The sequence below is a fragment of the Lacticaseibacillus casei DSM 20011 = JCM 1134 = ATCC 393 genome (assembly GCF_000829055.1).
GTDB classification, from domain to species: domain Bacteria; phylum Bacillota; class Bacilli; order Lactobacillales; family Lactobacillaceae; genus Lacticaseibacillus; species Lacticaseibacillus casei.
In genome coordinates this window covers 2,723,526-2,748,564 of the sequence record NZ_AP012544.1, presented here as the reverse complement: position 1 = coordinate 2,748,564, position 25,039 = coordinate 2,723,526, and the positions used below count along the sequence as shown (strand labels likewise).

Annotated in this window: 18 protein-coding genes and 2 pseudogenes; 12 read left to right on the top strand and 8 right to left on the bottom strand. The window is 48.9% G+C overall.

Features of this window, described 5'->3' with window-relative positions; all coding sequences use genetic code 11:
• Positions 1-15 precede the first annotated feature (15 nt).
• Positions 16-1,464 (bottom strand): ABC transporter substrate-binding protein/permease, encoded by a 1,449-nt coding sequence (locus LBCZ_RS13215; RefSeq protein WP_039639852.1) that lies wholly within the window; start codon positions 1,462-1,464, stop codon positions 16-18.
• Positions 1,465-1,533: 69 nt separating this feature from the next.
• Positions 1,534-2,232: an alpha/beta fold hydrolase gene (locus LBCZ_RS13210; RefSeq protein WP_025013146.1), complete on the bottom strand. Its 699-nt coding sequence runs from the start codon at positions 2,230-2,232 to the stop codon at positions 1,534-1,536.
• Between the two features lie 463 nt (positions 2,233-2,695).
• Between LBCZ_RS13210 and yycF the strand changes: the two genes are divergently transcribed.
• From yycF to LBCZ_RS13165, 9 genes are all read left to right on the top strand, one after another.
• A complete protein-coding gene (yycF, locus tag LBCZ_RS13205) occupies positions 2,696-3,409 on the top strand; it encodes a response regulator YycF (protein ID WP_039639854.1) in 714 nt (237 codons plus the stop codon).
• 15 nt (positions 3,410-3,424) lie between these two features.
• On the top strand, positions 3,425-5,335 hold the full coding sequence (walK, locus tag LBCZ_RS13200) for a cell wall metabolism sensor histidine kinase WalK (protein WP_025013145.1): 1,911 nt from the start codon (positions 3,425-3,427) through the stop codon (positions 5,333-5,335).
• Entirely contained in the window at positions 5,325-6,734 is a 1,410-nt protein-coding gene (locus tag LBCZ_RS13195) for a YycH family regulatory protein (protein WP_025013144.1), read from the top strand. The genes walK and LBCZ_RS13195 overlap by 11 nt, the downstream gene beginning before the upstream one ends.
• A 63-nt stretch (positions 6,735-6,797) precedes the next feature.
• On the top strand, positions 6,798-7,571 hold the full coding sequence (locus LBCZ_RS13190; protein ID WP_025013143.1) for a two-component system regulatory protein YycI: 774 nt from the start codon (positions 6,798-6,800) through the stop codon (positions 7,569-7,571).
• A 68-nt stretch (positions 7,572-7,639) separates the two neighbouring features.
• On the top strand, positions 7,640-8,458 hold the full coding sequence (locus tag LBCZ_RS13185) for an MBL fold metallo-hydrolase (protein WP_039639856.1): 819 nt from the start codon (positions 7,640-7,642) through the stop codon (positions 8,456-8,458).
• Between the two features lie 336 nt (positions 8,459-8,794).
• Positions 8,795-10,132, top strand: a complete 1,338-nt coding sequence (locus LBCZ_RS13180; protein ID WP_025013142.1) for a S1C family serine protease — start codon at positions 8,795-8,797, stop codon at positions 10,130-10,132.
• A gap of 593 nt (positions 10,133-10,725) precedes the next feature.
• Positions 10,726-11,130 carry an iron-sulfur cluster biosynthesis family protein gene (locus LBCZ_RS13175; RefSeq protein ID WP_010490526.1) on the top strand — a complete coding sequence of 135 codons (405 nt, stop codon included), beginning with the start codon at positions 10,726-10,728 and terminating at the stop codon, positions 11,128-11,130.
• Between the two features lie 298 nt (positions 11,131-11,428).
• Positions 11,429-11,869 (top strand): Hsp20/alpha crystallin family protein, encoded by a 441-nt coding sequence (locus tag LBCZ_RS13170; protein WP_039640062.1) that lies wholly within the window; start codon positions 11,429-11,431, stop codon positions 11,867-11,869.
• Positions 11,870-12,333: 464 nt separating this feature from the next.
• Positions 12,334-14,160 (top strand): heavy metal translocating P-type ATPase, encoded by a 1,827-nt coding sequence (locus tag LBCZ_RS13165; protein WP_010490529.1) that lies wholly within the window; start codon positions 12,334-12,336, stop codon positions 14,158-14,160.
• Between the two features lie 114 nt (positions 14,161-14,274).
• Here LBCZ_RS13165 and LBCZ_RS13160 read toward each other — a convergent pair.
• Positions 14,275-15,433 (bottom strand): annotated as a pseudogene (locus LBCZ_RS13160) (FliK family flagellar hook-length control protein).
• A gap of 916 nt (positions 15,434-16,349) precedes the next feature.
• On the opposite strand from LBCZ_RS13160, the gene LBCZ_RS13155 reads away from it, so the two are divergent.
• From LBCZ_RS13155 to LBCZ_RS13145, 3 genes and pseudogenes are all read left to right on the top strand, one after another.
• Complete coding sequence (locus LBCZ_RS13155) at positions 16,350-17,960, top strand: peptide ABC transporter substrate-binding protein (protein WP_025013392.1); 1,611 nt, start codon at positions 16,350-16,352, stop codon at positions 17,958-17,960.
• Positions 17,961-17,984: 24 nt separating this feature from the next.
• Positions 17,985-19,312, top strand: a pseudogene (locus tag LBCZ_RS13150) (M20 family metallopeptidase).
• Between the two features lie 504 nt (positions 19,313-19,816).
• The gene (locus LBCZ_RS13145; RefSeq protein ID WP_025013393.1) at positions 19,817-20,140 is read left to right on the top strand and encodes a helix-turn-helix domain-containing protein; all 324 of its coding nucleotides are present in this window, start codon (positions 19,817-19,819) and stop codon (positions 20,138-20,140) included.
• Between the two features lie 90 nt (positions 20,141-20,230).
• On the opposite strand, the gene LBCZ_RS13140 is transcribed toward LBCZ_RS13145, so the two are convergent.
• From LBCZ_RS13140 to LBCZ_RS13120, 5 genes are all read right to left on the bottom strand, one after another.
• Positions 20,231-21,070 carry a hypothetical protein gene (locus tag LBCZ_RS13140; RefSeq protein ID WP_025013394.1) on the bottom strand — a complete coding sequence of 280 codons (840 nt, stop codon included), beginning with the start codon at positions 21,068-21,070 and terminating at the stop codon, positions 20,231-20,233.
• A gap of 353 nt (positions 21,071-21,423) precedes the next feature.
• A complete protein-coding gene (gene hxlB / locus LBCZ_RS13135; protein WP_025013395.1) occupies positions 21,424-21,966 on the bottom strand; it encodes a 6-phospho-3-hexuloisomerase in 543 nt (180 codons plus the stop codon).
• Positions 21,963-22,589, bottom strand: a complete 627-nt coding sequence (locus LBCZ_RS13130) for an orotidine 5'-phosphate decarboxylase / HUMPS family protein (RefSeq protein WP_025013396.1) — start codon at positions 22,587-22,589, stop codon at positions 21,963-21,965. Before LBCZ_RS13130 ends, hxlB begins: the two co-directional genes overlap by 4 nt.
• On the bottom strand, positions 22,589-23,563 hold the full coding sequence (locus LBCZ_RS13125) for a sugar kinase (RefSeq protein WP_025013397.1): 975 nt from the start codon (positions 23,561-23,563) through the stop codon (positions 22,589-22,591). Before LBCZ_RS13125 ends, LBCZ_RS13130 begins: the two co-directional genes overlap by 1 nt.
• Before the next feature lie 196 nt (positions 23,564-23,759).
• Positions 23,760-25,037 (bottom strand): hypothetical protein, encoded by a 1,278-nt coding sequence (locus LBCZ_RS13120; protein WP_039639859.1) that lies wholly within the window; start codon positions 25,035-25,037, stop codon positions 23,760-23,762.
• Positions 25,038-25,039: the final 2 nt, after the last annotated feature.

The following is a 25,039-nucleotide window of genomic DNA, read 5'->3' as shown; positions in this document are numbered from 1 at the left end:
ATCTCCTTTTTTATTTTAGTTAAACCGTTTTTCGATTAAACGTAACAAACGCGACAAGGTGAAGGTCATGATGAAGTAGAAGATGGCGACGACCACCAGCGGTAGGAACGGCTTGAACGAAGCGCCTTGAACGACCGTGCCTTCAAACATTAATTCGGTTGCGCCGATGACGGACAGCACTGAACTTTCCTTGATATCGGTGACAAATTCGTTCCCGAGGGCGGGCCAGATGTTCTTCATGGCTTGCGGCAAAATCACGTAGCGCATCGCCTGGCGTTGGTGCAGCCCCAGCGAACGGGCCGCTTCGGTTTGGCCAACCGGGACAGAGTTGATCCCGCCCCGGATGATCTCGGCAACATACGCGCCGGAGTTGATGGCCATGGCGATGGCACCGGCAATGAAGGCGCTGAGGTCAAGACCGAGAATCTGGGTGCCGAAGAAAACAATGAACGCTTGGACCAGTAATGGCGTGCCCCGAATGAATTCAATGTAAACATTGGCAACGGCTTTGGCGAGCCAGTTGCGGCTAAGCTTTATCAACGCCAGCAAGGTACCGATGATGGTGCCGAAGAAGACGGTTAACGCCGCGAAAATCAAGGTATAAATCGCGCCGCGGATGAAGTAGTTTCCGTATTTAGCCCAAAAACCCTGGTTCTGATCCTGCAGTTTGTAAGCCGCCTGCAAATACTGCTTATACTTGGTACCTTTGACCTTGCTGATGGTCTTGTTGACCTGCGCAAGGAGTGCCGGCGACTGCTTGTTAACCGCAATAGCAGTCGGCGCTTTGTCAGTGGCAAAATGCGGATCCAACATCATTAGGCTCGGCGTACGGGCCACATATGAATCGGCAATGGTGCTTGCCATGACGCCGGCGTCCAGTTTGTTGTAAGAAATCTGGGCGATGACGTCATTGGCCTTGTCGAGACTTGTGACCTTTGCACCAGGCAGTTGGGTTTTGGCTAATTGCTCCTGCGTGGTTTGTTTCTGCGCGCCAACCCGTTTGCCGGAAAAGTCGGCGATTGATTTGTACTTGGCTTTGTCGGCTTTGCGAATCACCATAACCTGAGTTTCGTATAGGTATGGTTGCGAGAAACTAACTTCTTTTTCCCGTTCCGGCGTTTTGGACATACCGGAGACAATCAAATCGATTTTGCCGGTTTTCAGCGCACCAATCAGGGCGGTGAAGTTCATTTCTTTGATTTGCAGTTTCACGCCCATATCCTTGGCGATCTGTTTGGACATGGAAATATCCGCGCCGACAATGGTATCGGCCCCATTCAATGTCGCATGGAACTCCAAGGGGGCATAATCGGCAGACAGGCCAACGATCAGATAGCCGCGCTTTTGGATCGCTGCCAGATCATCGCCGGCAGCTACGGTTGGTGTCGGTTGCTGAACGGTGAAGCCAATGAGCATGGCTAAAAGTGCAATGATGGCAACTGCCCAATGTTTGATTCCCCGCATATGACTCACTCCTCGCTAATGATTATGGAATGAATATATACTCATTTAAATGAATATGCAAGGAAAATGTTAAATATGCAAAATTAATTCATTTTTAGTCAGTTGCCCGAGCCCAGCCAGGAACGGGGAAATGAGGTGCCAAAGCTTGGTATTATCGCGAATGTAGGAGTTGTGGGTTTCACCTGGAAGAATGTGCAATTCGGCATTTTGAATATGCGTCGCAATCGTGAAAGTCTCTTTGCGGGCAATCAGGTCGCGACTGCCGGCCAGCACCAGCGTCGGCACGGTGATGGTGTGCAGCATAGCTGGCGTAATTTGCGGTTCGTGAAGCATCATGGCAAGCTTAGGCGAAGGTCGGTGCCCGGCAGCAATCCGAAAAAGAATCCGGGAATACCACCGCAACCCTTGAGGCGTCAGGTTGGCACCGGCTACAATCAAGGCACCCACTAACTTCGGATGGCGAATCGCCAACAGCAACGCGACAATGCCGCCATCCGAAAACCCAAGAATGATCGGCCGTTGCAGCGCCAACTCGCTGATCAACGCGGCGACATCTTCGGTCATGGCATCATAACTAAGCTGATCCGTGCGGGCGCTCTGGCCGTGGTCACGACTATCAAGCGCAATCACGGTATAATGCGGCGCAAGGTAAGTGATCAAGTCGCTAAAAATCGTGTGATCCTCACCATTGCCATGCAATAGAACAATCGCCGGCCCGTGCCCGCTTTTGTGATAGTAGAGTTTTAGATCGTTGTGATAGAAGAACATAGGGAACCTCCTAAAGAAAGTGAGCGTGAGCCGGCGCGGTTAGAAGTCGGAGTGTAAGCGGCCTTGGGCGTGATGGCCCGGGCTTAGGCCATTGCGACCAAGGTCCTTACACGCAGACTTCTGCGCTGGGGAACGCGTTAAAGAAAGTGAGCGTGAGCCAGCCTGGTTAGAAACCGGAGTGTAAGTGGCCTTGGGCGTGATGGTCCGGGCTTAGGCCATTGCGACCAAGGTCCTTACACGCAGACTTCTGCGCCGAGGGAACGCGTTATGGTGAGCGTGAGGCGGCGCATACCGCCCGAAACAAGGGGCAGACGTCAACTTTTGCGAAATTTAAAAATAGGGCAAAACAAGCGACAGAAGCGGCTTTGACGCGAGTTGCCGCTGCCTCACAGCAGGCGGGTCGCACTCGTCTTACAAAACCGTTATACTATAGAAGAGTATATTAAACCAAGGAGGGCCGATGATGGCGAAAAAAATCTTGGTCGTTGACGATGAGAAGCCGATCTCAGATATCGTCAAGTTTAATTTGGATAAAGAAGGTTACGATGTCGTAACCGCTTATGATGGCGAAGAAGCCTTAAAGAAAGTTGAATCAGAATCACCCGATTTGATTTTACTTGACCTGATGTTACCGAAAATCGATGGGCTTGAAGTCGCCCGACAAATTCGTAAAGAACATGACACACCGATTATTATGCTGACTGCAAAAGATTCCGAAATTGATAAGGTCTTGGGACTGGAACTTGGTGCGGATGATTATGTCACCAAACCATTTTCCAACCGTGAGCTGGTTGCGCGCGTGAAAGCCAATTTGCGGCGAACCTCAGCATCAAGTGCCGCCAATAACGAAGAGGATGAGGCCAATCGTGAACTGCAAGTCGGCGATCTGACGATTCATCCGGATGCCTATGCGGTTTCGAAACGTGGCGAAAATATCGAACTGACGCACCGCGAGTTTGAATTGCTGCACTATTTAGCGCGCCATTTGGGTCAGGTCATGACCCGGGAACATTTACTGCAAACCGTCTGGGGTTACGATTATTTTGGTGATGTCCGGACAGTTGACGTGACCGTTCGGCGGTTGCGCGAAAAAATCGAGGATAATCCGTCCCATCCGGAATGGCTGGTGACCCGGCGCGGCGTTGGCTATTATTTGCGGAATCCGGATGCTGAATAATTAGGAACAGCACTGTTGAATAAAAAGATTCGCTTCTTTCAGTCGATTCATTTTAAAATCGCGATCGTCTTTATTCTTTTGCTGGTCGTGACGCTGGAAATGATCGGGGCCTATTTTGTGAAGACCCTGGAGCAACAAAACATCGATCAGTTTAAAACAAGCGTGAACGTGGACAGCTATATTCAGGATAAACTGGCCGCGGATTTGTTGCGCACTGATACGGATAATGCCAATGATGATATCAAAAGCACGCTGAGCCAAGCAGATATTGCCAACTCAGCTGATTTACAAGTGGTGGATTCAAAAGGGACGATTCGCGGCGACAGTGACATTAATGCCCAGACCAATGTAGGCCAGAAGTCGGCTAATTCCAACATTAAAAATACGCTGTACTCAGGCCAACAGTATGAAGGTTATGAGTATCGCGATCGAACCGGTTCGACTTATTACAAAGTGATTCCAATTAAGAATCCGAATGCCACCGGTGACAACAACTCGGTCATCGGCGCGATTGCGATTTCGGCATCCATGGAACAGGCCTATGACAGCATCAATAAGATTGTCGGCATTTTCCTGATCTCCAGTTTGGTTGCCGGTTTACTGGGTACACTGCTTTCGATTGTCATTAGCCGGGCGATTACCCGGCCGATCGACGAAATGAAGAAGCAGGCGATTCGCATGGCCCGCGGTGACTATTCCGGGCAAGTACGGATTTATGGGCAGGATGAACTCGGTCAGTTGGCAGTTGCGGTCAATAATCTGAGTGTCCGGGTTGAAGAAGCCCAGGAAGCATCTGAGGCGGAGCGCCGGCGCTTGGACAGTGTGCTGGCGCATATGACCGATGGCGTGATTGCGACGGATCGCCGTGGTAACGTCATTATCATCAACCAGACGGCCTTAAACTTCCTCAACACCAAAAATGAGGATGTCATCGGCGTCTCGATTTTGAAACTGCTCAATATTGCCAAGGATTACACCTTACGTGATTTACTGGAACACCAAACCGAGTTGTTACTCGATTTTTCAGAAAAAATGGATCATGACCTGATTTTGCGGGTGGATTTTAGCCTGATTCAACGCGAAACTGGCTTTATTTCCGGCTTAGTTGCGGTTTTGCATGATGTTACCGAGCAGCAAAAGATTGATCGCGATCGGAAGGAATTTGTCTCGAATGTCTCGCACGAGTTGCGGACGCCGCTGACGTCGGTACGCAGTTACATTGAAGCTCTGAGTGATGGGGCCTGGAAAGATCCGAAGTTGGCACCGCGTTTTCTGAACGTGACCCAAGAGGAAACAGATCGCATGATTCGGATGATTAACGACTTGCTGAGCCTGTCCCGACTGGATTCCGGCACCAGTAAATTTAATCTGGAGACCGTTAATCTCAACGAATTCTTCAATTATGTACTGGATCGCTTTGACATGATGCTCAAGACCGACAACGAACACACTGGTGAGGCGCGAACTGCCCAGCCGTTGCCGCAGCCTGATGGCCATAAGAAACGCTATTCGATTAAACGGGAAATTACCAATGAAGATCTTTGGGTTGAAATTGATACCGATAAGTTCATGCAAGTGATCGATAACATTATGAATAACGCGATTAAGTACAGTCCGGATGGCGGTGTGATCACGGCTCGGCTGTTCCAGACGCATGACCACGTGATTTTGTCCATCAGCGACCAGGGTCTGGGTATTCCGCGCCAGGATCTGGGCAAAATTTTCGACCGCTTCTATCGGGTCGACAAGGCGCGCTCACGCAAACAAGGCGGTACCGGCTTAGGTTTGGCGATTTCCAAGGAAGTTGTTGAAGCCTTGCATGGCCGCATCTGGGTTGATTCCCAAGAGGGTCGCGGCAGTACCTTCTATATTTCATTGCCTTACGAACCGATCACAGACGGAGGGGATGACTGGGATGAAGCTTAGTAATTGGATTTTGCGGGTTAGCCTGATTGCCATGGTCATCTTGAGCTTCGTCTTCACGTCGCTAATTTGGCGGAACCCTTCACGGCAGGAGCGGCGGAACACATCGAATGTGCAGGTGACGACTGAGAACGATCCGAACGTTAAAAAACTGGAAGGCACTATTTATCTGCCGAATCAGGTTTACTACACGCATGGCGGGCAGAAGCAGTTGCTGATGGAAGCCAATGCCAATATGAGTCGCCAGGTACGCCAAACTATGGCTGATTGGCACATGACGAAAATCAAAACGATTGGCAAGGTTTCTTCGACTAACTATGACAATTATTTGCAGCAGGACGACAGTTTACAGCTGATTTACCAAGATGTGATGAGCTTTAAGCAGTTTGAACAGTGGTATTTCAACAAACAGCCAAACCTCAAGTCATCAGACTTTCATTTTAATCGCATCCTGTTGAATCTGGAGACCGGTGCTAATCGTCTGACGTTCATTAATGACGCAACGCGCACGGTTTATGAAGCGAAGCTAACGAATGTGACGACAGGGCAGTTAGAAAATCTTGTTAAAAAGCGCTCCACCAAGGCTTTCCCAATTGAAGAAAAACGGTTGAGCGGTAATGAGGTTGCCTTTTTCACCCAGCCGATTAAGTTGCAGCCGTATGCGTATTTGATGGATCAACAAAGTGCCAATTATTATGTTTCCTTGTTGATGCCGTCTAAGACAGCCAGCAATGTGGATGCCCGTGAAATTGGTGATAGTACGCTGTATACGGCCGGATCGACCCGCCGGATGACCGCTGATTCGACGACCGGGGCCATTGAGTTTGAAAATTATGCGGCAGCCTTTCCCAATAATGGCCTAGCTAATTTCTTCCATGCAACATTCAAAGGGCTTAGTGCCTTGCAGATGACGAATCTGTCCAGCATGCGGTATTTCCAGTATGATGCGAGTCGCGGTTCTGTCATTTATAAAACGTATGCGCAAGGGTTCCCGATTTTTAATGCCGATCAAAAAGGCGACGTGAGAGTTCGGTACACCCAAACGTCCGAGGAGATTAATTTTTCCAATACCAATTTGACGGTGCCGATTCCAACGAACCAGCCGGCGCAAACCTTGCCGGCAACTGCTACTATCGTGGATCAGTTGGTGGCGGCAGGTTACCGGGCGAGTCAGATTACGGATATTCTGATTGGCTATCAGTGGATCGGCAGCAGTAATGATCAGCAGGTGGTTGATCTGCAGCCGACTTATTATGTCGAGATGAAAGGTGAGTATCGCGACTATCAAAGTTGGTTGAATCATAGCAGCGCATCTTCTGCCAGTGCTGCTAGCAGCCAAACGGCAACCCCAAGCAATGATGCGACAGCCGGCAGTTCGAGTGATTCGGGGGCGTCGCAGTGACTGGAGCCCTACACTCCGGTTTCTAACCGGGCTGGTTCACGCTCAGCTTAGGAGGCGAGTACTGTGGATTTTCGACGAATTGAATGGATCTTTCTGGTTGTCTTCGTTGGCTTGAATATTTTTCTGGGCATCAGCTATTTTCAGGTGCAGCAAGTCGATCTGGCGACGATTACTGACATTACCCGCGATCAGATTAAGTTGCCGCATTTGAGCAAAAAGACACCTCAAGGCGATTACCTTGCCAGCCAAGCTAACACCGCCTTGTCAGCGGCGCGGAGTCTGCTTGTGAAGCAGCAGGTGACGATTAGCGAAGGTGACTATCAAGAGCTGCAGGCAAGCTTGGATGAACCGATTACCTTGAAGAAAAACCAGGAACAACAGCAGCTGGCCACGTTTGTTAAAAACAACGTCTATCACGGCAAAGAGTACGAATATGCGCCGGCGCTTTCTAACGATGAGCGAATCGTCTTTGCTCAGCATCCTAAAGCCGGGTTAATTTATGATCGGCGTGCAGCGGTCACTTTACATGTTAACGATAATCGCCTGGTAAGCTACACACAGACCTACCTGTCCAAGTTGAGCGTGTTACGGGATCGCTTGAATTTAATGAGTGAGCAGGACGCCGTGATTGCCCTGTATCGGGACAATGACATTCCAAACAATTCGGCGATTGTTTCGACTAAATTAGCCTATAGTTACCTACTTGACGCAAAAGGCAGCACGGTTTATGTGCCCGCCTGGTACATTGGCGTTAAAAATCGGGCAACCGGAAATGTGACGGTTAAACGTGTCAATGCGATTACGCGAACGGTTATGAAGAATCGCAGTGACAATTAGTGTTAGAATGTAAAGCGATAACGGCTGGTTGCCAAAATGGACAGTCGGCCGAATGGTAAAGTTGGGAGATGTTGATCGCGGGCGAAGATTTTGGGATGCGTGTCAGTGTCCTTGCCAGCAGCAGTTCCGGTAACGCAACCTATATTGAAACGCCTGGTCACAAGGTGTTGGTTGATGCCGGCTTGTCCGGTAAGAAAATTGAAAAGCTCATGCAAAGCATCGGGCGGGATCTGACCGATGTGGACAGTGTTTTCATCACGCACGAACATAGCGATCATGTGCGCGGTGTCGGCGTTTTGGCGCGACGTTATCCGCAAATTAGTGTGTACGCCAATGCCAAGACGTTTGCGGCGCTACCAAAAAGTGTCGGTAAGATTCCAGAAGATCAGTTGCGGCTTTTTGATATGGGCGCAACGCTGACTTTAGGCGATCTGGATGTTGAAAGCTTTGGCGTTTCGCATGATGCTGCAGCGCCACAGTTTTATCAATTTCATCATGATGGCAAAACCTTCACGATCCTGACTGACACCGGTTATGTGTCGGATCGAGTAGCCGGGACAATTCGTAATGCCGATGCTTATGTGATGGAGTGCAATCATGACCTTGAAATGTTGCGGACCGGTCCCTATCCATGGCCGTTGAAGCAACGAATTTTGAGCGATCAAGGGCATTTGTCCAATGAGGACGGTGCCGATGCGCTGATGGATGTGATTGGCTTGCGCACCAAGCGGATTTATCTTGGGCATCTATCGCCGCATAATAATAATAAACCGCTGGCTCATTTAACCGTTGCCTCGTTATTGGCACAACAAGGGCTCGCGGTCGATCACGATTTTCATCTTTATGATACTGATCCGGCCATTGCCGATCCATTGTTTGTTGTGTGAGATGATTGGTGCACTGTTTCGGATAGCAGTTGGTAGGAAAAAGCAGACGACTTGTGCATAAAAAGATTGCGGGTTGGCCGCTTTTTTTCTTTTTGACGTGTGTTATGTGTGCCATAACGCGTTCGCCGGCGCAGAAACCTGCGTGTAAGGACGTCGGTCGCAATGGCCTAAGTTCGGGCCATCACGCCCGAGGCCACTTACACTCCGGTTTCTAAGCGCGCCGGCTCACGCTCATTAAAAAAAGCCCTATGTTGTTCATAATTTTGTCAAAATTGCCACTTACAATAATGATTGTAAACAGGGTGAGTTAGAATTGCCCACAAGGAGGATCAAGTTATGGATAATGGAAGTCATAATTTTCAAGAGACACCACAAGATCAGCAACCGCAACGGGGGTCGAAGAAGCCGAAGAATAGCGGCTGGAAACTGATTGCGATTGTGGCGGTGGTTGCTGCTTTGATCGGTGGCGGTGTTGGTGGCGGGACCGCCTACTGGGCGATGAACCACAATGCCAGTCTTGGCGTGACCGATACTTCCGGCAAGGCTGGGACGACAAAAATCTCTAATGTCTCAGTCAACCAAAGCAGTGCATCGGAGCAGGCTTTTGCTAAAGTCAAAGGTGCCGTTGTTTCCGTTGTGAATATGCAAAAAGCCGAAAGTAACAGCGATGGCCTTGACACTTTTGGCGGCCTTGAAGGTATTTTTGGTCAAGGTAACCAACAAAGTAGCAGCAGTTCGAGTAACAGCTCTTCAAGCCTTGAAGAAGCCAGCGAAGGTTCTGGTGTGATTTACCAAAAGAAAGACGGCAAAGCCTATATTGTCACGAATAATCACGTGGTTAGCGGTTCGGATAAACTTGAAGTCATTTTAAGCGATGGCACCAAGTTGACGGCTAGCTTAGTCGGAACCGATTCGACCTCTGATTTAGCAGTTCTGACAATTGATGGCAGCAAGGTCACCACCGTCGCAAGTTTTGGCGATTCAAGTAAGATTGCAGCTGCGCAGACTGTCTTAGCGATTGGCTCGCCGCTGGGTTCACAATACGCGACCAGCGTGACCCAGGGGATTGTCAGTGCCAAGAGCCGAACGATTGATGTCACGGACAGCAACGGCAATACAACTGGCCAGGCAACGGTTATTCAGACTGATGCCGCGATTAACCCAGGAAATTCCGGTGGCCCGCTGATTAACTTAGCCGGGCAGGTCGTCGGGATTAACTCGATGAAGCTATCCGGCAGTTCCAGCAGCAGTTCTGACAGTGCCACAATCGAAGGCATGGGCTTCGCAATTCCAAGTGACGAAGTGGTTTCGATCATCAACCAGCTTGTACAAAACGGCAAAGTCGTTCGGCCAGCGCTTGGCGTTGAGGTTCGCGACTTATCCACCGTTTCTGCCACACAGCAAAAGTCAGTCCTGAAATTGCCATCTAGCATCACCGGTGGCGTCGTGGTTGCCGGCTTTACCAGTGGCAGCAGCGCCAAGACGGCGGGGATGAAGAAGTATGATGTCATTACCGCACTGGATGGTGTCAATGTTACCAACACAGCTGAGTTACACACACAACTGTATAAGCACAAGGTTGGCGATACGATTAAGCTCACTGTGTATCGCGAAGGTCAGCAACAAACCGTTTCATTTAAACTGACTCAGACGACCAGCGATTTAAAGAATTAAATTAGAAGATCCCCGATCGAGAATGTTCGGTTCTTGATCGGGAATTTTTTCGATTCAATCGCGTAGTTAGTCGGAAGCGGTTTCCCAAAATTTTAACGAAAGTTTAGCGAATAACCTGTGGAAAAGTTCAAGAAAAAGTTTTGTCAAGAGTGGGTAACTTTTTGGTAAAAGTGCTCATTGACCTGTGGATAACTCTGTGGATACTGTTCATAACTAAGATTTTCGGGTGTGATTAAGTTGGCCACCGATCTGGGGATAACTTGTGGATAAACTTTTTTGGCTTGTGACAAAACGTTTGTTCCCAGCCGTGGGAGCGGGATTGGTGCGCTGAAGTTTGTGAAATCGAACGATTAAAAACTGTGGATGACTGCTTTCGGAAAATTTTTTACTTGAATTTTTCGAATCGTCTATTTGGTGTCAATTCCAGTTCTTCATACTATATTTTGGGTGTCAAGTTACGCACATGTGGATAACCCGTGTGGACAACCTGTTGTTGATTGCGAAAAACTCGGAATTTGACTTCTGGGGACAACCTGGATACCATAAAGATGGTAAATAAGTTGTGCACAATGTATTTGAAAGGATGGTCCAACATGAAGATCACGATCAAACCAGCTGCGGTGACTTATTTGAACAACCATGTTGCCAAGGATCAACATTTGTTCCTGGCATTGGATGATGGTTCGAGTAAGTATTCCAAATTAGGCGGTTCCTGTGCCATTGGCAATAAGTACCAAATTGTCGTGACGGATACGGACGATCAGGATTATGCACTGCCGCTAGAAAACGACGCCGGTTTTAACTTAACGACCGGCGATCCGGAGACAGATTATTTCGGCAGCGGGCTAACGCTTGATTTCAAGAATGCTTCGTTAGCTTTGCGCGATGATAGCGGCATTTTAGACGGCGCGGTGACACTGAACCACGTGACGGCAAAACCGCAATCCGATGACAAGCGGCGTGAAGAAATGAAATCCCTGGGCGGCAAGATTTGCTAAATAGCGGATCGCTATTGCCAGTTTCGGGGACAGAAACTGTGAGTTGACAAAAAGTTAGAAGAGCAAAATTAGCACTCGGACATGACGAGAGCTAATTTTTGTGTTATACTTTAGGTGTTCTAAGGGAACAGTAATGACGTCAATGTCCATAACGCGTTCGCAGTCGCAGAAATCTCCGTGTAAGGACTTCAGACGTAAATGGCCAAAGTTCAGCCATTTACGTCTGAAGCCACTTACACTCCGATTTCTCAGCGCCCCTGCTCACGCTCACCTTTACTAAGAAAGGAAGTTTTCGATGATGGCTAATGATCTTATGCGGCGCAATGATTGGTTGGATGATCCATTCTTCAATGATTTAGGGCGGCATATTTTTGACAGCTTCACGCCGAGTCGTGGCGGTGATAGCAGTCGCCTGCTGAAAACGGACATTCAGGAAAATGACAAGTCATATGTTGTGAAGGTAGATGTTCCCGGTATCGAGAAGCCAAACATTAATCTGAGTTACGATCATGGCATTCTGAGTGTTGCGGTTAAGCATGAAGAGCAAGCCGATCATTCAGACAACGAAGGCAACATGCTGATGTCTGAACGCAGCTATGGTCGGATGAGCCGCAGCTATCGGTTGCCAAATGTTGATGAGGGCAAGATCAGCGCTAAAGTCACTGATGGTGTCTTGACGATTGATCTGCCTAAGTTGACAGGTGATCAGGAAGGCAACCATCAGATCACGATTGACTAATTCGGATCTGTTTGCCTAGCAACACAAGTCATGACAAAGATTCTCATCGGGAAACCGGTGGGAATCTTTTTTTCGTGTGAGCGTGAGCCGGGGAGCGCGTTAAAGCAGAAGTATCACGTATAAGATTCAGAGACCATCTTGGCAGCGGATTCTTTCGAACCATTCCCAATCCCATGTGAAATTGACGCACAAATAAGCTTCAATCCGCGAATCTTTTACCTGCAAAGGCGTATAATGGAGGGTAAATATTAGGGATGCAAAAAAATAAACCGGGTACATCATTACCGTTAAAGCGGCAAAAGGGCGCGGTGTTAACGGGATCTTTCCCAGTAAGTTAGCCCAAGCTGAATTGGGCGTTGCGTGAAAAACATTTTCCAAGCCAGATTATATTCGTTCTAAAAAGGATTGCTTTTTCAGATTGTAATGGTTATAATTAAGGCACTTAGGAAAAGGGAGTGGCAACAATGAAGAAGAACTGGCAGTTAATGATGGTGCTCGCTGTAAGTGCCGTTGCGCTGGTCTTTGCGTTCGTATTAAAACAGCCATTGATTGCTCAGGGGCTAATCACGGTGATGGGGTCGATTATCGCCTTGATTATGTTCGGGGGCATGGTGAAAACAATTCGTTCCGGTAACTTTGGGGTGGACTTATTAGCCATTACGGCGGTCGTCGCAACGTTGGCAGTCGGTCAGTACTGGGCATCGATGATTGTGTTGCTCATGTTAACCGGTGGCGATGCGTTGGAAGATTTTGCTGCGACAAAAGCCAGCAGCGAATTGAAACAGTTGTTGGAAAATGCACCGACAACGGCTCATCGCATGGTTGATGGTCACGTTGAAGACGTTGATGTTGATGCGGTCCAAGTCGGTGAAACGATTTTGGTTAAGCCGCGGGAAGTTGTTCCAGTCGATGGTACGGTTTTGGCAGGCGAGAGTTTGGTCGATGAAGCCAGTTTAACCGGTGAGTCTAAACCAGTTGCCAAAAACGCAGGTACTGATATCATGTCCGGGACAATTAACGGTGATGCTGCGTTAACCGTTAAAGTTACCCAGCGTGCCGAAGATAGTCAGTATCAAGGGATTATCAAATTAGTTAAGGAATCAGAAGCACGGCCGGCGCATTTTGTCCGGATGGCCGATCGCTATGCGGTACCGTTCACTTTGATTGCTTATGTGATTGCCGGTCTGGGTTGGTACTTGTCAGGCGATCCGGTTCGGTTTGCCCAAGTGCTCGTTGTTGCTTCCCCATGTCCGCTGATTTTGGCGGCACCGATTGCGATGGTTTCCGGCATGAGCCGCAACAGTCGTAACGGGATTATCGTCAAGTCAGGTACCACACTTGAAAAGCTAAGCGATGCTCGGACGTTTGCGTTTGATAAAACCGGTACGGTGACGCGCGGTATTTTAAAAGTGGCGGCGATCTTGCCACAAGCAGGTTTCTCACAAGATGAATTGTTGAACTTGGCGGCTAGTGCAGAAGGCCAGTCAACCCACATTTTGGCCCGGTCCCTGACCGATGCTGTGCCGGTTGCGGATCGTCTGCCAGCGACCGATGTTTCCGAAGCTACCAGTTTCGGGGTCAATGCGACGGTTGATGGTCATAAGGTTAAAGTCGGTAAAGCAGAGTTTGCCGGGACAACGGATACCATCAATACGACGGCGGTTTATGTCAACGTTGACGGTAAATATGCCGGTGCCATTACCTTCTCCGATCAGATTCGGCCAGAAGCAAAAGAAACGATGTCCAAGCTGCACGAACTGAATGATGCTAACTTGATCATGATTTCCGGTGACCAGCAGTCGATTGCTGATAAAGTTGCTGAAGAAGTCGGTATCGACCAGGTTTATGCAGAACAGTTGCCACAACAAAAAATTGAAGTTTTGGACAAGTTGCCAAAAAATGGCCGGCCAGTTGTCATGGTTGGCGATGGTGTTAACGATGCGCCTTCATTGGCGATTGCCGATGTTGGGATTGCCATGGGGGCACACGGCGCAACGGCGGCCAGTGAATCAGCCGATGCCGTTGTGTTACGTGACGATTTGGCTAAGGTCGCTGCGGCAACCTTGATTGCCAAGGAAACTATGGTGATCGCCAAACAGTCCGTGCTCATCGGGATTGCGATTTGTACCGGGTTGATGGTCATCGCCAGTTTCGGGGTTATCCCGACGATTATTGGCGCGATGCTGCAGGAAGTCGTTGATACGGTGACCATTTTGTACGCGCTGCGTGCTCGGAATGGCTTGCATCGTCAGGCTTTGGTCGATCCGGTTCGGGCAGAAGCTCGGGCTTGAGAGTGATCTAAAAAGAACTTAGTAAGATATGATTAGCGCTTAAAATTAAAAAACCCACTCAAACCCGTTAATGACTGCGGATGTGAGTGAGTTTTTTAGTAGATTGCATCAAAGTTAATTGTCTTGGCTAGATGATTGAGCATCGTCAGAACCTGTGGTCGGTGCAGAGCTGCTGGTGCTTGAGGAAGAGCTTTGTTTTGTTGCTGCTGCTTCCACTGTCACCAGTTGGGCCCCATGTCCACTGATAAGAACCATCACTCATCGTCACGGATTTCACCGTCATATCATCAACGGACTTGCCTTGAACTTTGATGGCTGCAACAGCGTCATCGTAAGTCTTGTAAAGGCCGCCACTGAGAACCGTTGTCATTGGCTCTAAACTACTTGAAGCAGTCGGGTCAGATGACGGTTGCGTCTGATTGTCTGACTTGCTTGAAGAACTGCTACTTGTCGCAGTGGAGGAGGACTGACTGGTCTGATTTGACTGACTGGCGCTGCTGGTCGGTGCCTGACTAGATGAGTTATCCTTTTTGCCAACGCCACTAGCCGGTTCTGAACTGTTGGCAGTCGCGTCTTGCTTTTGCGTGCTTTGACCGCTTGATGTCGTGTTACCCATCGCAACGTTTGAGTCGCTGCTTTCCTGTGACTTACGGGCAACTTGGACCAGTGGTAAAACATTTTTGGCAAAGTCCTGGTTCTCGACATTTTCAACAGCGTTAACGGCTAAATCGACACTGCTGCTGAGATCGGACTTGGGATGCTGCAGGTTTTGATCCTTATAGAGTTTCTGAATCTGGGAAATTGCCAGCGACTTTCTGTAAAGTTGGCTGACTGATTGTTGGTAATCAGCGGCAAATTCAGGCTTAGTCGACGCAATGGCCTTATAAGCCTTATTGGCCTGCAAACCATCTTCGGCAAGTTGAGCCAGATTGCTGCTCTGAGCCTTCGTGGTTTCTTCAATCGTTAACATGTAACTGGCTGCATCAGCGTCTTGTTTATCTTTCAGAATCGTTTTCTTTTGCTTGCGATCATCAACATTGTTGGCCAGTTGCTTCAACTTTTCCTGAGTTGAAGTTACCGAGGCTCTAGACAAATGTTTAGCTGGGAAAGTTCGCTTTGCGGATGTGTATAGTTGATTGGTTTGTTGCGTTGCCGCTTGAACCGCGTGTTGCGCAAATGAGGTATCGATCGTGCTCCGCATCCCGTAGAAAACGGTCAGGTACCCAGCGATCAAGGTGCCGACCAGGATTTGGAAAATATGTTTCTGTTTCATTGATCCCACCTCCAATAACCTAATGGTACGGGCTGGACTTAACAGGACCATTGCAAACAGGTCACGAATTGAATCTTTTTTGTTACACATTAATATATTCGTAATATAAGGGGTTTACTAAATGAATGCAACCCCTGCCAAACCGAAAAGACGCCGCGGTGACGATAACAGCAACAATGAGCGCCGATTAAGATTATTTTTGCCTGTTTGGTTATTTAATGACGAGATGCTTGACAAATAACCGAGCAGTCGGTTAACGTTGGTGTCAATCAAATAAACCGTTCATGTAAACCTTTGAAGTGGAGATCAAGCTGATGGTGCACGCACAGAGAGCCGGCGTTGCTGAGAGCCCGGCCGAACGCAAGTCAGTAAATGGACCACTGAGGGTTCCCCCGAAAGATCATCGAGTACGGGGAAACGTGTTGGCATACGTCAGTTGTCGCCGGGGTGTTGGCCCCGGGCTAAGCGTGATCATCAACTGCCAAGGGCAAAAACCCTAGGCGCAGTCTCATGATCAAACTAAGGTGGCACCGCGGGAAACCGTCCTTAACAAGAATGTTTGTTATGGACGGTTTTTTTGTGTGAGCGCGAGCCAGCCCGGTTAGAAACCGGAGTGTAAGTGGCCTTGAAGCCTAAATGGCTGGGCTTTGGCCATTTAGGCTTCAAGGTCCTTACACGCAGGTTTCTGGGCTGGCGAGCGCGTTATGGAACGCTGAGCGTGAACTGGCGCGCTTAGGAGCCGGAGTGTAAGTGGCCTTGAAGCCCAAATGGCTGGGCTTTGGCCATTTGGGCTTCAAGGTCCTTACACGTAGATTTCTGCGACTGCGAGCGCGTTATGGCGTGCAACAGCATCGGAGAACTCCCCCCTCCAACGCCAAGCGCGCCAACCCAAAATACTTCCACGAGGTGGCACAAAATGAAAAAGTATAACTCCCTGGGACTAACCTGCATCACCCTAACCCTACTTCTAGCCGCATGCGGCCAATCAACCAAAGCAGCAACCAACCAACGTACCCTAAACGTTGCCGTCAGCAACGAAGCCAGTTCCCTTGATCCGGCCCACGCAGTTGATGCGACCAGCGGCGCCATCCTGCAGCAAATCATGACGCCGTTGTATGACCACGACAAATCCGGCAAAATCATTCCGGCCATGGCCACCAAGGTTGTGAAACCAACTGACAATGGGAAAACCTACACCCTTACGTTACGCAAAGATGTCAAATGGAGTGACGGCACTCCGGTAACGGCCAAGGATTTTGTTTACTCACTCAAGCGGATTGTGGATCCGAAAACCAAAACCGAATTCGCGTACCAATATGATGCCATTGCCAATTATCAGGATATCGTCGACGGTAAAAAGTCACCCGATACCCTTGGCGTTTCCGCCCCAAGCAAATATGTGCTCAAAATCCAACTCAGTCAGCCAACCCCCTATTTTTCCAGTCAGATGACCGGTTATTACCCGACCAATGAAGCAGCGGTCAAGCGTTATGGCAAGAAATTCGGTTCAAGCGCCGACAAAATTGAGACGAACGGCGCGTATAAAATTAAAAATTTCAGCACCACTAGTGATAGCTGGGACTATGTGAAAGATCCGAACTTCTACGCAGCTAAAACCGTCAAGATCAATCACGTTCACGTCAACGTTTTGAAAGATTCCAGCACGGTCGATAACCTTTTTGCGACAGGCAAGCTAGATAATGCGCCGCTATCCGGCAACTTGATTCAAAAAGAAGCGCAAAACCCGGCCTTGACGAAAACACCGGCTGCCAATATGAACTACCTGCAACTCAATACCAAGAATCCGCAGCTTAATAACGTCAACTTGCGCCGTGCCATTTCAGCCGCACTCGATCGGCAGGCGCTCACAAGTAAAGTTCTGCAGGATGGCTCCCAGCCGGCCAAGGCATTTGTACCTAAGGGCCTTAAAACCAATCCGACGACCGGAAAAGACTTTACTGAAGATGCCAAGACGCCGCTGACATATTCGCCAACCAAAGCCAAAGCATATCTTAAGACGGCGTTGAAGGAGCTCAACACCGATAGCATCAGTTTTTCGATTCTCACTTCCGATGTCGATACTGACAAGCAAGTCGGCGAATACATCCAGAGTCAGCTAACCAAGGTGCTGCCACAGCTGAAGGTCACAGTCAGCAGCCTGCCAAAAATGACGCGGATCCAGCGATCGCTTGACGGCAAGTTTGACGCGGTCTTGATGAGTTGGAACTCAACGATTCAGGATCCGTCAGATTATCTGAACACGGCAACGGCAGACAACATTTCGAACTGTTCGAAGTTTAGCGATGAGCAGTTCACTGCGTTGATGAAAAAAGTCAACACCACCACTGGTCAAAGCGCCACCGCCCGCTATCAGCAAGAACTTGCCGCTAATGCCCGCGTGATTGACGTGGCGGGCTACATTCCGGTCTTTCAAAGTGCCAATAGTCGCCTGATCAACACCAAAGTCGGCGGCTTGCACTACAGCATGTTGCAACCAGCCGAATATCGCTATGCGTATTTCAAATAAGGTTATAAGAAAGCAGGCTCGAAAATGACAGTTCCTATGCAAGCATTTTTATCTCAGTATTTACAGCTGCGTTCGGTTTCGTTAGCAACTGACAATGAAATTGCCGAAACAGGTGCCTTTTTAAAGGAACAATTTACCAAATTTGGCGCGACCACTAGTCGGCTTTTAACCACAAATGCAGCCAATCCAGCAGTTTACGCGGTTTTCCAGGGTCAATCCGCGGATGCGCCGACGTTACTTTTCTATAATCACTATGACGTCCAACCAGCGGAACCCTTAGATTTATGGAAAAGTGATCCATTCCAATTAAAAATGACGAACACCCACCTGTATGCTCGCGGGATTAATGACGACAAAGGCGAATTAGCCGCGCGGTTGGCTGCCATCCAACGGTTACAAGCGCAAGGTGGCTTGCCTTGTACGATTAAGTTTCTTGTTGAAGGTGGGGAAGAACAAGGCAGTCCGCACTTGGAAGACTTGTTGAAGCAATATGCTGATTTGTTGGCGGCGGACTTTTGTTTGTGGGAATCCGGCGGCCGCAATGAGCAAGGCAAGTTTCAGATTTCTCTCGGCGTCAAAGGCGGCGTGGCGTTTCAGCTCAGTGTCAAGACGGCTGATTTTGATCTTCACTCCAGCTTAGGTGCAATCACCGAAAATCCGGCATGGCGCTTGGTGCAGGCGCTGGCGACCTTGAAGAATGCCAAAGACGAGATCACGATCCCCCATTTTCTCGATGCCGTGAAACCCTTGACCACCACCCAAAAGCAACTGATCGACAGTGCAGTCTTTGATTATGCGGCTTTTGCCAAGAACTATGGCATCACACGTCCGGCGATCGTGCCAGCTGACGATATTAAAGAAGCTTTGTATAATCGGCCGAGTATGACGATCAACGGTTTTTCGAGCGGGTATGAAGGCCCGGGGATCGGCAAAACGATTCTGCCGCATACAGCACTGTCCAAAATCGATTTGCGGCTGGTTCCGGACCAAACGCCAGCCGAGACCGTGCGCTTAATCAAAGCGGCACTGACAGCCGGCGGTTATGATGACGTCATTGTATCGGATTTTCTCGGTGAACCGCCTTTCCGAACCGATCCGGACGACCCGCGCGTGCAAGAAGCGGTGGCGCTGGCCAAGGCGACTTATGGGGATGACGAGGTTCAAGTCGAATTAAACTCGCCAGGTAGCGGTCCGATGAAGTATTTTTACGACATCAATCACGCCCCGATTATTTCTGCGGCATCGGCAATGCCAACTCGGCAGCGCACGGGCCGAATGAGAATGTGGCGATTGCGGATTACTTGAGTTTTATTGATTATCTGACGCAACTGGTGGGTGCGTTGGCGGCGTAAGACAGAAAAATCAACAAACAGCCATGCATATTGAGTTGGCCTACCAGAGGACGCTAAAGTTGGGACAATTTTGCTTAAAACTGGAAGTTATAAAAAGCCTCCCCCTAAAGTGAACAGGCATAGCTAGATATCCTAAGTGATCTTGAGACGACAAAGCTCAAAGATCTGATATATCAGTTTATGGCGGCGATGAAGTATGTACATTTGAACCGGAATTCTTAAAATCTTTTCCAAATGTCGGAAAAGATTTTTTGATTGTCGCTGTTATTCTATAACAAACGTTTCAAAAAAGTGTTGACTGGAAAACTTTTGGACCTGTACACTATTACCACATCTGGTATACATATGTAGTTCACTAAATTAAGGTAGTTCATAGAAAGACGCGTTATAGCTTCAGAGATCAAAAAACATCGCCATAATGCATAGTCCTCTGCTTTTTGACCAAAATCTTGGTAACATATGCCGAAGATAATGCGAATCATACCTGCGAAAGGTGGAAATGATATGTCTTTGGGGAACTCAATTAAACAAAAACGTGAAGCAATGGCCTTAAGCAGATATCAGTTAGCGAAATCAGTTCATACGACGGTGACTCAAGTTGCAATCTGGGAATCTGGCCGCAAATATCCCAACATAAAACAGCTCATCATGATTAGTGATGAATTGGGACTAACCTTAGATGAATTGATAAAAGGAGATCTATCCTTTCAAAAGAAGATTATGATAGACAAAAACAATCATGATGCTGATATGATTGTTAGGTTTTCCATAATTATCGAAGTTGTTTTGTTTGTTGTGGGTATTCTTCTTATCTTTCATTATGCTTAATAGTTTAAGAGATTCAGCAATTCCAAACGCAAAGCAAAAAGAAAGAGGTCGCACGCTATTTTACGCGTAGCCTCTTTCTTTTGGAACACTTTAACCTTGCGAACTCGAAGAACTAGCAGAACTTGCCGACGATGAGTTGCTGGACTCCTGCTGGCTTTGATTAGATTCATTGCTGGTACTTGAACCGGAAGATATTGACTGACTGTTCGTGGTAGATGACTCGGAGCCACTTGCTGAGGAACTTGGCACAGTCGAGGACGAAACACTTGCTTCAGCACTTGAAGTGTCATCCGAAGCCGCTTGCTGCGCGGTGGCGATCGCCGGCAGCATCTGATCGGTCAGTTGTTGGTTATCAATATGTTTGAGTGCTGCCAAGGCGGCTTGAATCTCGCTGGTACTCAGGCCGGATTTGGGTTCTTTAAAATCAGCGTCAGTAAATAAGCTGGCAACTTTAGCCACGGCCGCTTCTTGATCGGACAGCTGGGCAACCTGTTTTTGATAAGTCTGAACGAACGTTGGCTTTTGTTTGGCCAGTTTGGCTAGCGCTTGCTGCGATTCGCTTGTCAATGTCTTCAACTCAGTCAATTTGGTTGGTTTTTGCGCCACTGCGTTTTTGACAGTTAACATTTGCTTGGCGGCGTCTACGTCCGCCTGGGCGCTGGCGAGCTGGTTAGCCTGATCTGGCTCCGTGAGTTTGCGGCGTGCTGCTTGTAAACTAGCTTCGGCAGCGTCAATTTTTTCCTGACTAAGTTGCGCGGCAGGCAGTTGATGCGATGAGTCTTTGAATAAAGTATCGACTTGATTGGTAGCCGCTTGAACGGCGTGTGCTGATTGGGTGTCGGTCCAGGTGCTGTGCACGCCATAAAAAAGCGTGAAACAACCTGCGACTAGCGTGACGACGATGATCGAAAACAACGTCCTGCGCTTCATAAATAAATTCCTCCTGAACGTGAGCCGACTTCTGCGCCGGGGAACGCGTTAATGTGCACGATAAAAAATTCAACTGGCAGTCGCCGCGTCCAAGACACATGATCATGAAAACCAAGTATCATCGAACAACAGCTGTCCAGTTACAAAAGTTTTGTTTAAAAATACGTAATCTCTTTAGCAAAGCTTAATTCTAGCACGTTCCGTAAGAAAAGCAATGAAAACGGATACATAATTGCCATTGCGGGATTCACAAGCCCAAAAAGACCCTCAAATTGGCAAACAAACCGCGCAATTTAAGGGCACTTTTTAGAAAGCTAGGAAAAACAAAGCTTGAAATCTAGAACAATCATGATTTATTCAACATTAACGTGTTCGTGCAAAGCGTCGGCATTACTGGTGTCATCACGGTTAGCTAATTTCAACGTGAGGGCATCCAAGGTGATGTGGACGGTTTGGTCGAACAAAGTCGAGAGCAGCTGGATTGATTTGACGCCGGCGCCGGTTTTGGTTGCACCGGGAACGATCACGACCGCATCGGCGAGCTTGGCCAGTGGCGAGTCAACCGCACTGGTAAAGGCCACAATGTTGAGGCCAAGTTTCTTGGCTGCTTCAGTATCGGCAACGATGCTTTTTGTGGTGCCCGAGCCGGAAACTGCCACCCAGGTATCGCCTTTTTGAATGGATGGGGTAATGGTTTCGCCCATCACATAGTCGGTGTAGCCAATGTGCATGAGGCGCATGGCAAAGCCTTTTGCCTGAAAACCGCTGCGACCGGCGCCGATGACGAAGATGCGTTTGTCCTTGGTCAAGTATGGCATGGCCGCGTCTAATTGATCTTCATCGACGAGTGCCATGACTTGGTTGATTTCTGTCATAATATCCGGAATGACTTTCATGCGTTGATTGCCTCCATAAATTGTTGTGCCGTTGCGACTGGATCGGCTGCCTTGGTGATGGCGCTTCCGACAATCGCGATTTCGGTTAATCCTTGTGCGGCCAGCCCCGTCGCCCCTGCTAAATCAATCCCGCCGGCAATCGCCAGTCGCTTGAGTTGCGGAAAGGCGGCATGAAAATCGGCCACCGTTGCGGTCGGGTCCAGGTGATCTTGGCGGTCAGTGCTGTGGTGCAGTGCATAAATTGCATTTGGGAAAATGCTGATGGCTTGCTGTTTGGTCGCATCGACCTCCATCAAGTCGATCATCATTTCTTTCTTCGCTGCATCCGTTGCCGCTGCTGTTGTTTGTAAAGTCGCCAGTGACGCAGCACCCATCACGGTTAAAATGTCGGCACCAGCTGCAAACCCTTGTTTGAATTCGTAACCACCCTCGTCAATCGTTTTTAGATCAATGAGCAACTGTGATGAACGAATCGCCGCCCGCATTGCGCGAAAACCGGCGAGCCCCTCATCCTTCACCAGGCTGGTGCCCATTTCGATAATCGCTACTTTGCCATCCAATTGTTGCGCTAATGCAACCGCATAGGCTAGTGGTACCCGATCAATGGCCACCTGTAATTTCATTAAAACTCATCTCCTGTCACAGCCAGGTTTTTGTCCAAAAATGCTTGTAGTTGCTCAGGTGTCGGATAACCATCATTATCGCCAGGCGCCTGAACCGCAAAAGCGCCAATTGCGTTTGCGCGGACGACTGCATCACGTTGGGACTTGCCTTCCATCAAGGCGGTAATCAGCCCCAAGGCAAAACCGTCACCGGCACCAACCGTATCAACGACCTGCGCCACCTTAAAGCCTTTCACCCAATAACCTGCTTCACCCTTATTTTTAACATACGCGCCTTTAGGACCGACTTTGACGACCACCGTTTGCGTGCGTTCGCTTTGATTAAGATAAAAATCAACAATCGTTTCCGGATCACGCGAGCCTACCAAAAGTTCCCCTTCGTTGTCGCCGGGCAAAATAATCTCGGCTTCTTTTGCCAGCTCATTGAGTGTTGCCGCCATTTTTTGCGGGCTGGACCATAACTGCGGGCGCAAGTTCGGGTCGAAGGTCGTCCGAATATTGTGTTCGTGCAGCAGGTCAATCAAGTGGCGAAAAGCAGCCAGTGCCTGTTCCGAAATTGCTGGGAAAATACCGGAAAGATGGGCGAATTTCACCTCAGAAAAATCAATGCGGTCGAGCGTTTTGGCATCGAAGTGGGCAGCCGCAGAACCCCGCCGGAAATAGAAAATATCCGGATCGCCGGTTGAAACCTTATTTTTAAGCTGGAACGCGGTCCAATAATCAGGCGTACTATCAATATAATCGGTTTGGACATGATTTTCACGCAACTGGTCCTTGATGAAATCGCCAAACGGATCTTCGCCTAGCCGCGTGATATATTGCGCGGAGTGACCTAGACGTGAAACCCCGACAGCCACATTGACCTCGGCTCCTGCCAGATACTTCCGGAAGTTCAAGGCATCCTTAAGCGATTGATCCGTATCCTGCGAAGCGAAAGGTGCAATTGGTTCCCCGATGGTAAGAAATTCAGACATTGATGATCTCCTCCTAGAAAGTGAGCGTGAGCCAGCGCGGTTAGAAGCCGGAGTGTAAGTGGCCTTGGGCGTGATGGCCTGGGCTTAGGCCATTGCGACCAAGGTCCTTACACGCAGGCTTCTGCGCTGGCGAGCGCGTTAATGTGTGCGCGAGCTAGCCCGATTTTTCGGGTAGCAAACGCGTGATAGTGAAGTGTTACAACAACACATAAGCCGCCAATAAATTCAAAATGGTGGCAATCCAAGCCCAAGGCAATCCGGTTAACAGAAACGTTTTGGTATCAAGCTTGGCATATTCAACCGACCAGAGATTCCAGGACTGGGTGATGTCGGCCGACACCGCCATCATGGTCGGGACAACGAGCAACCCGTATAAGAAGTAAGGCGGGAATAAGCCGGTGGCGGTAAAAATCGCCGCAGTTGCCGCGCCTGCTCCATAAAGCATCAACGGGCCGCGGAAGTAGGACAGTGGTGCGATGACGATCATGATGAACACCATCAACAAGCGGCTATCAGGGATGATGTGTTTGAAAACTGCGGTGAACTGGCCCATGGTGTGGACTGCCGCGCTTTGAAACATGGTCAAGACCAGCAACATGATCAGCAAGCCGGCAATATCGCCAATGGCCGTTTTGGTCGTGGTGTTCATCATCTGGACAAAATGCACGTAAGACTTCATATTGCCGGTCATTGCAAACGCCAGGAGCGTGGCCAGCAACAATGCCGGAATCGCATCCCATTTGAAGAAAATGCTCATGGCCACGGGCAACACCGGCAACAGATACGTGATCGGATTCACGTCAGGTGGCACGCTGGTTTCCGGTGTCTCTGACTCGACAACGAAAGGCTTGCCGTTCCTGATTTTACGGGCATAGAAAAGGATCATGGCGATGACAACCAGCATCTGAACAGCCATGGCGACAAAGCCGAACCGCAGATAATGATCACCCCAGACAACGCCTTTGAAGAAAACGGTGAATTGGTTAAACAAAACTGGATTAATATACATGGCGGCGCCGATCGACAACGTGAAAATCGAGACCGCAATATTTTTGGGGACACCCATTGAAAACATAATCGGGAAAAGAATGACTCCGACTGCAATCGCCGAGCCCACGCCATAGGCACTTGAGAAGATCAAGGCGGTGATAATGGCAATTAAAATGGTGGCAATCACCGGTGCCTTGCTGCCGACGCTTTGGGTGCGCCGGCTGATCGACCCGGCAATGCCGGTATCCACCAGCACACGGCCAAACCAGGAACCGAGAATGATATACAAAGCGGTTTTGCCGTAATTCAGCACGGGATCGGTGAAAATTTCTTTAATCGCGACGTTGAGCGGTATCAGTCCGATGATGGTCCACACAATCGCCATGACGAAGAACCCGACCGTCAAGTTGCCACCCCGCATCGCAAACGTAATGAATAAAACGAAAGTCAAAACAAGTAAAATACCGGTTATTAGACTCCCCATGT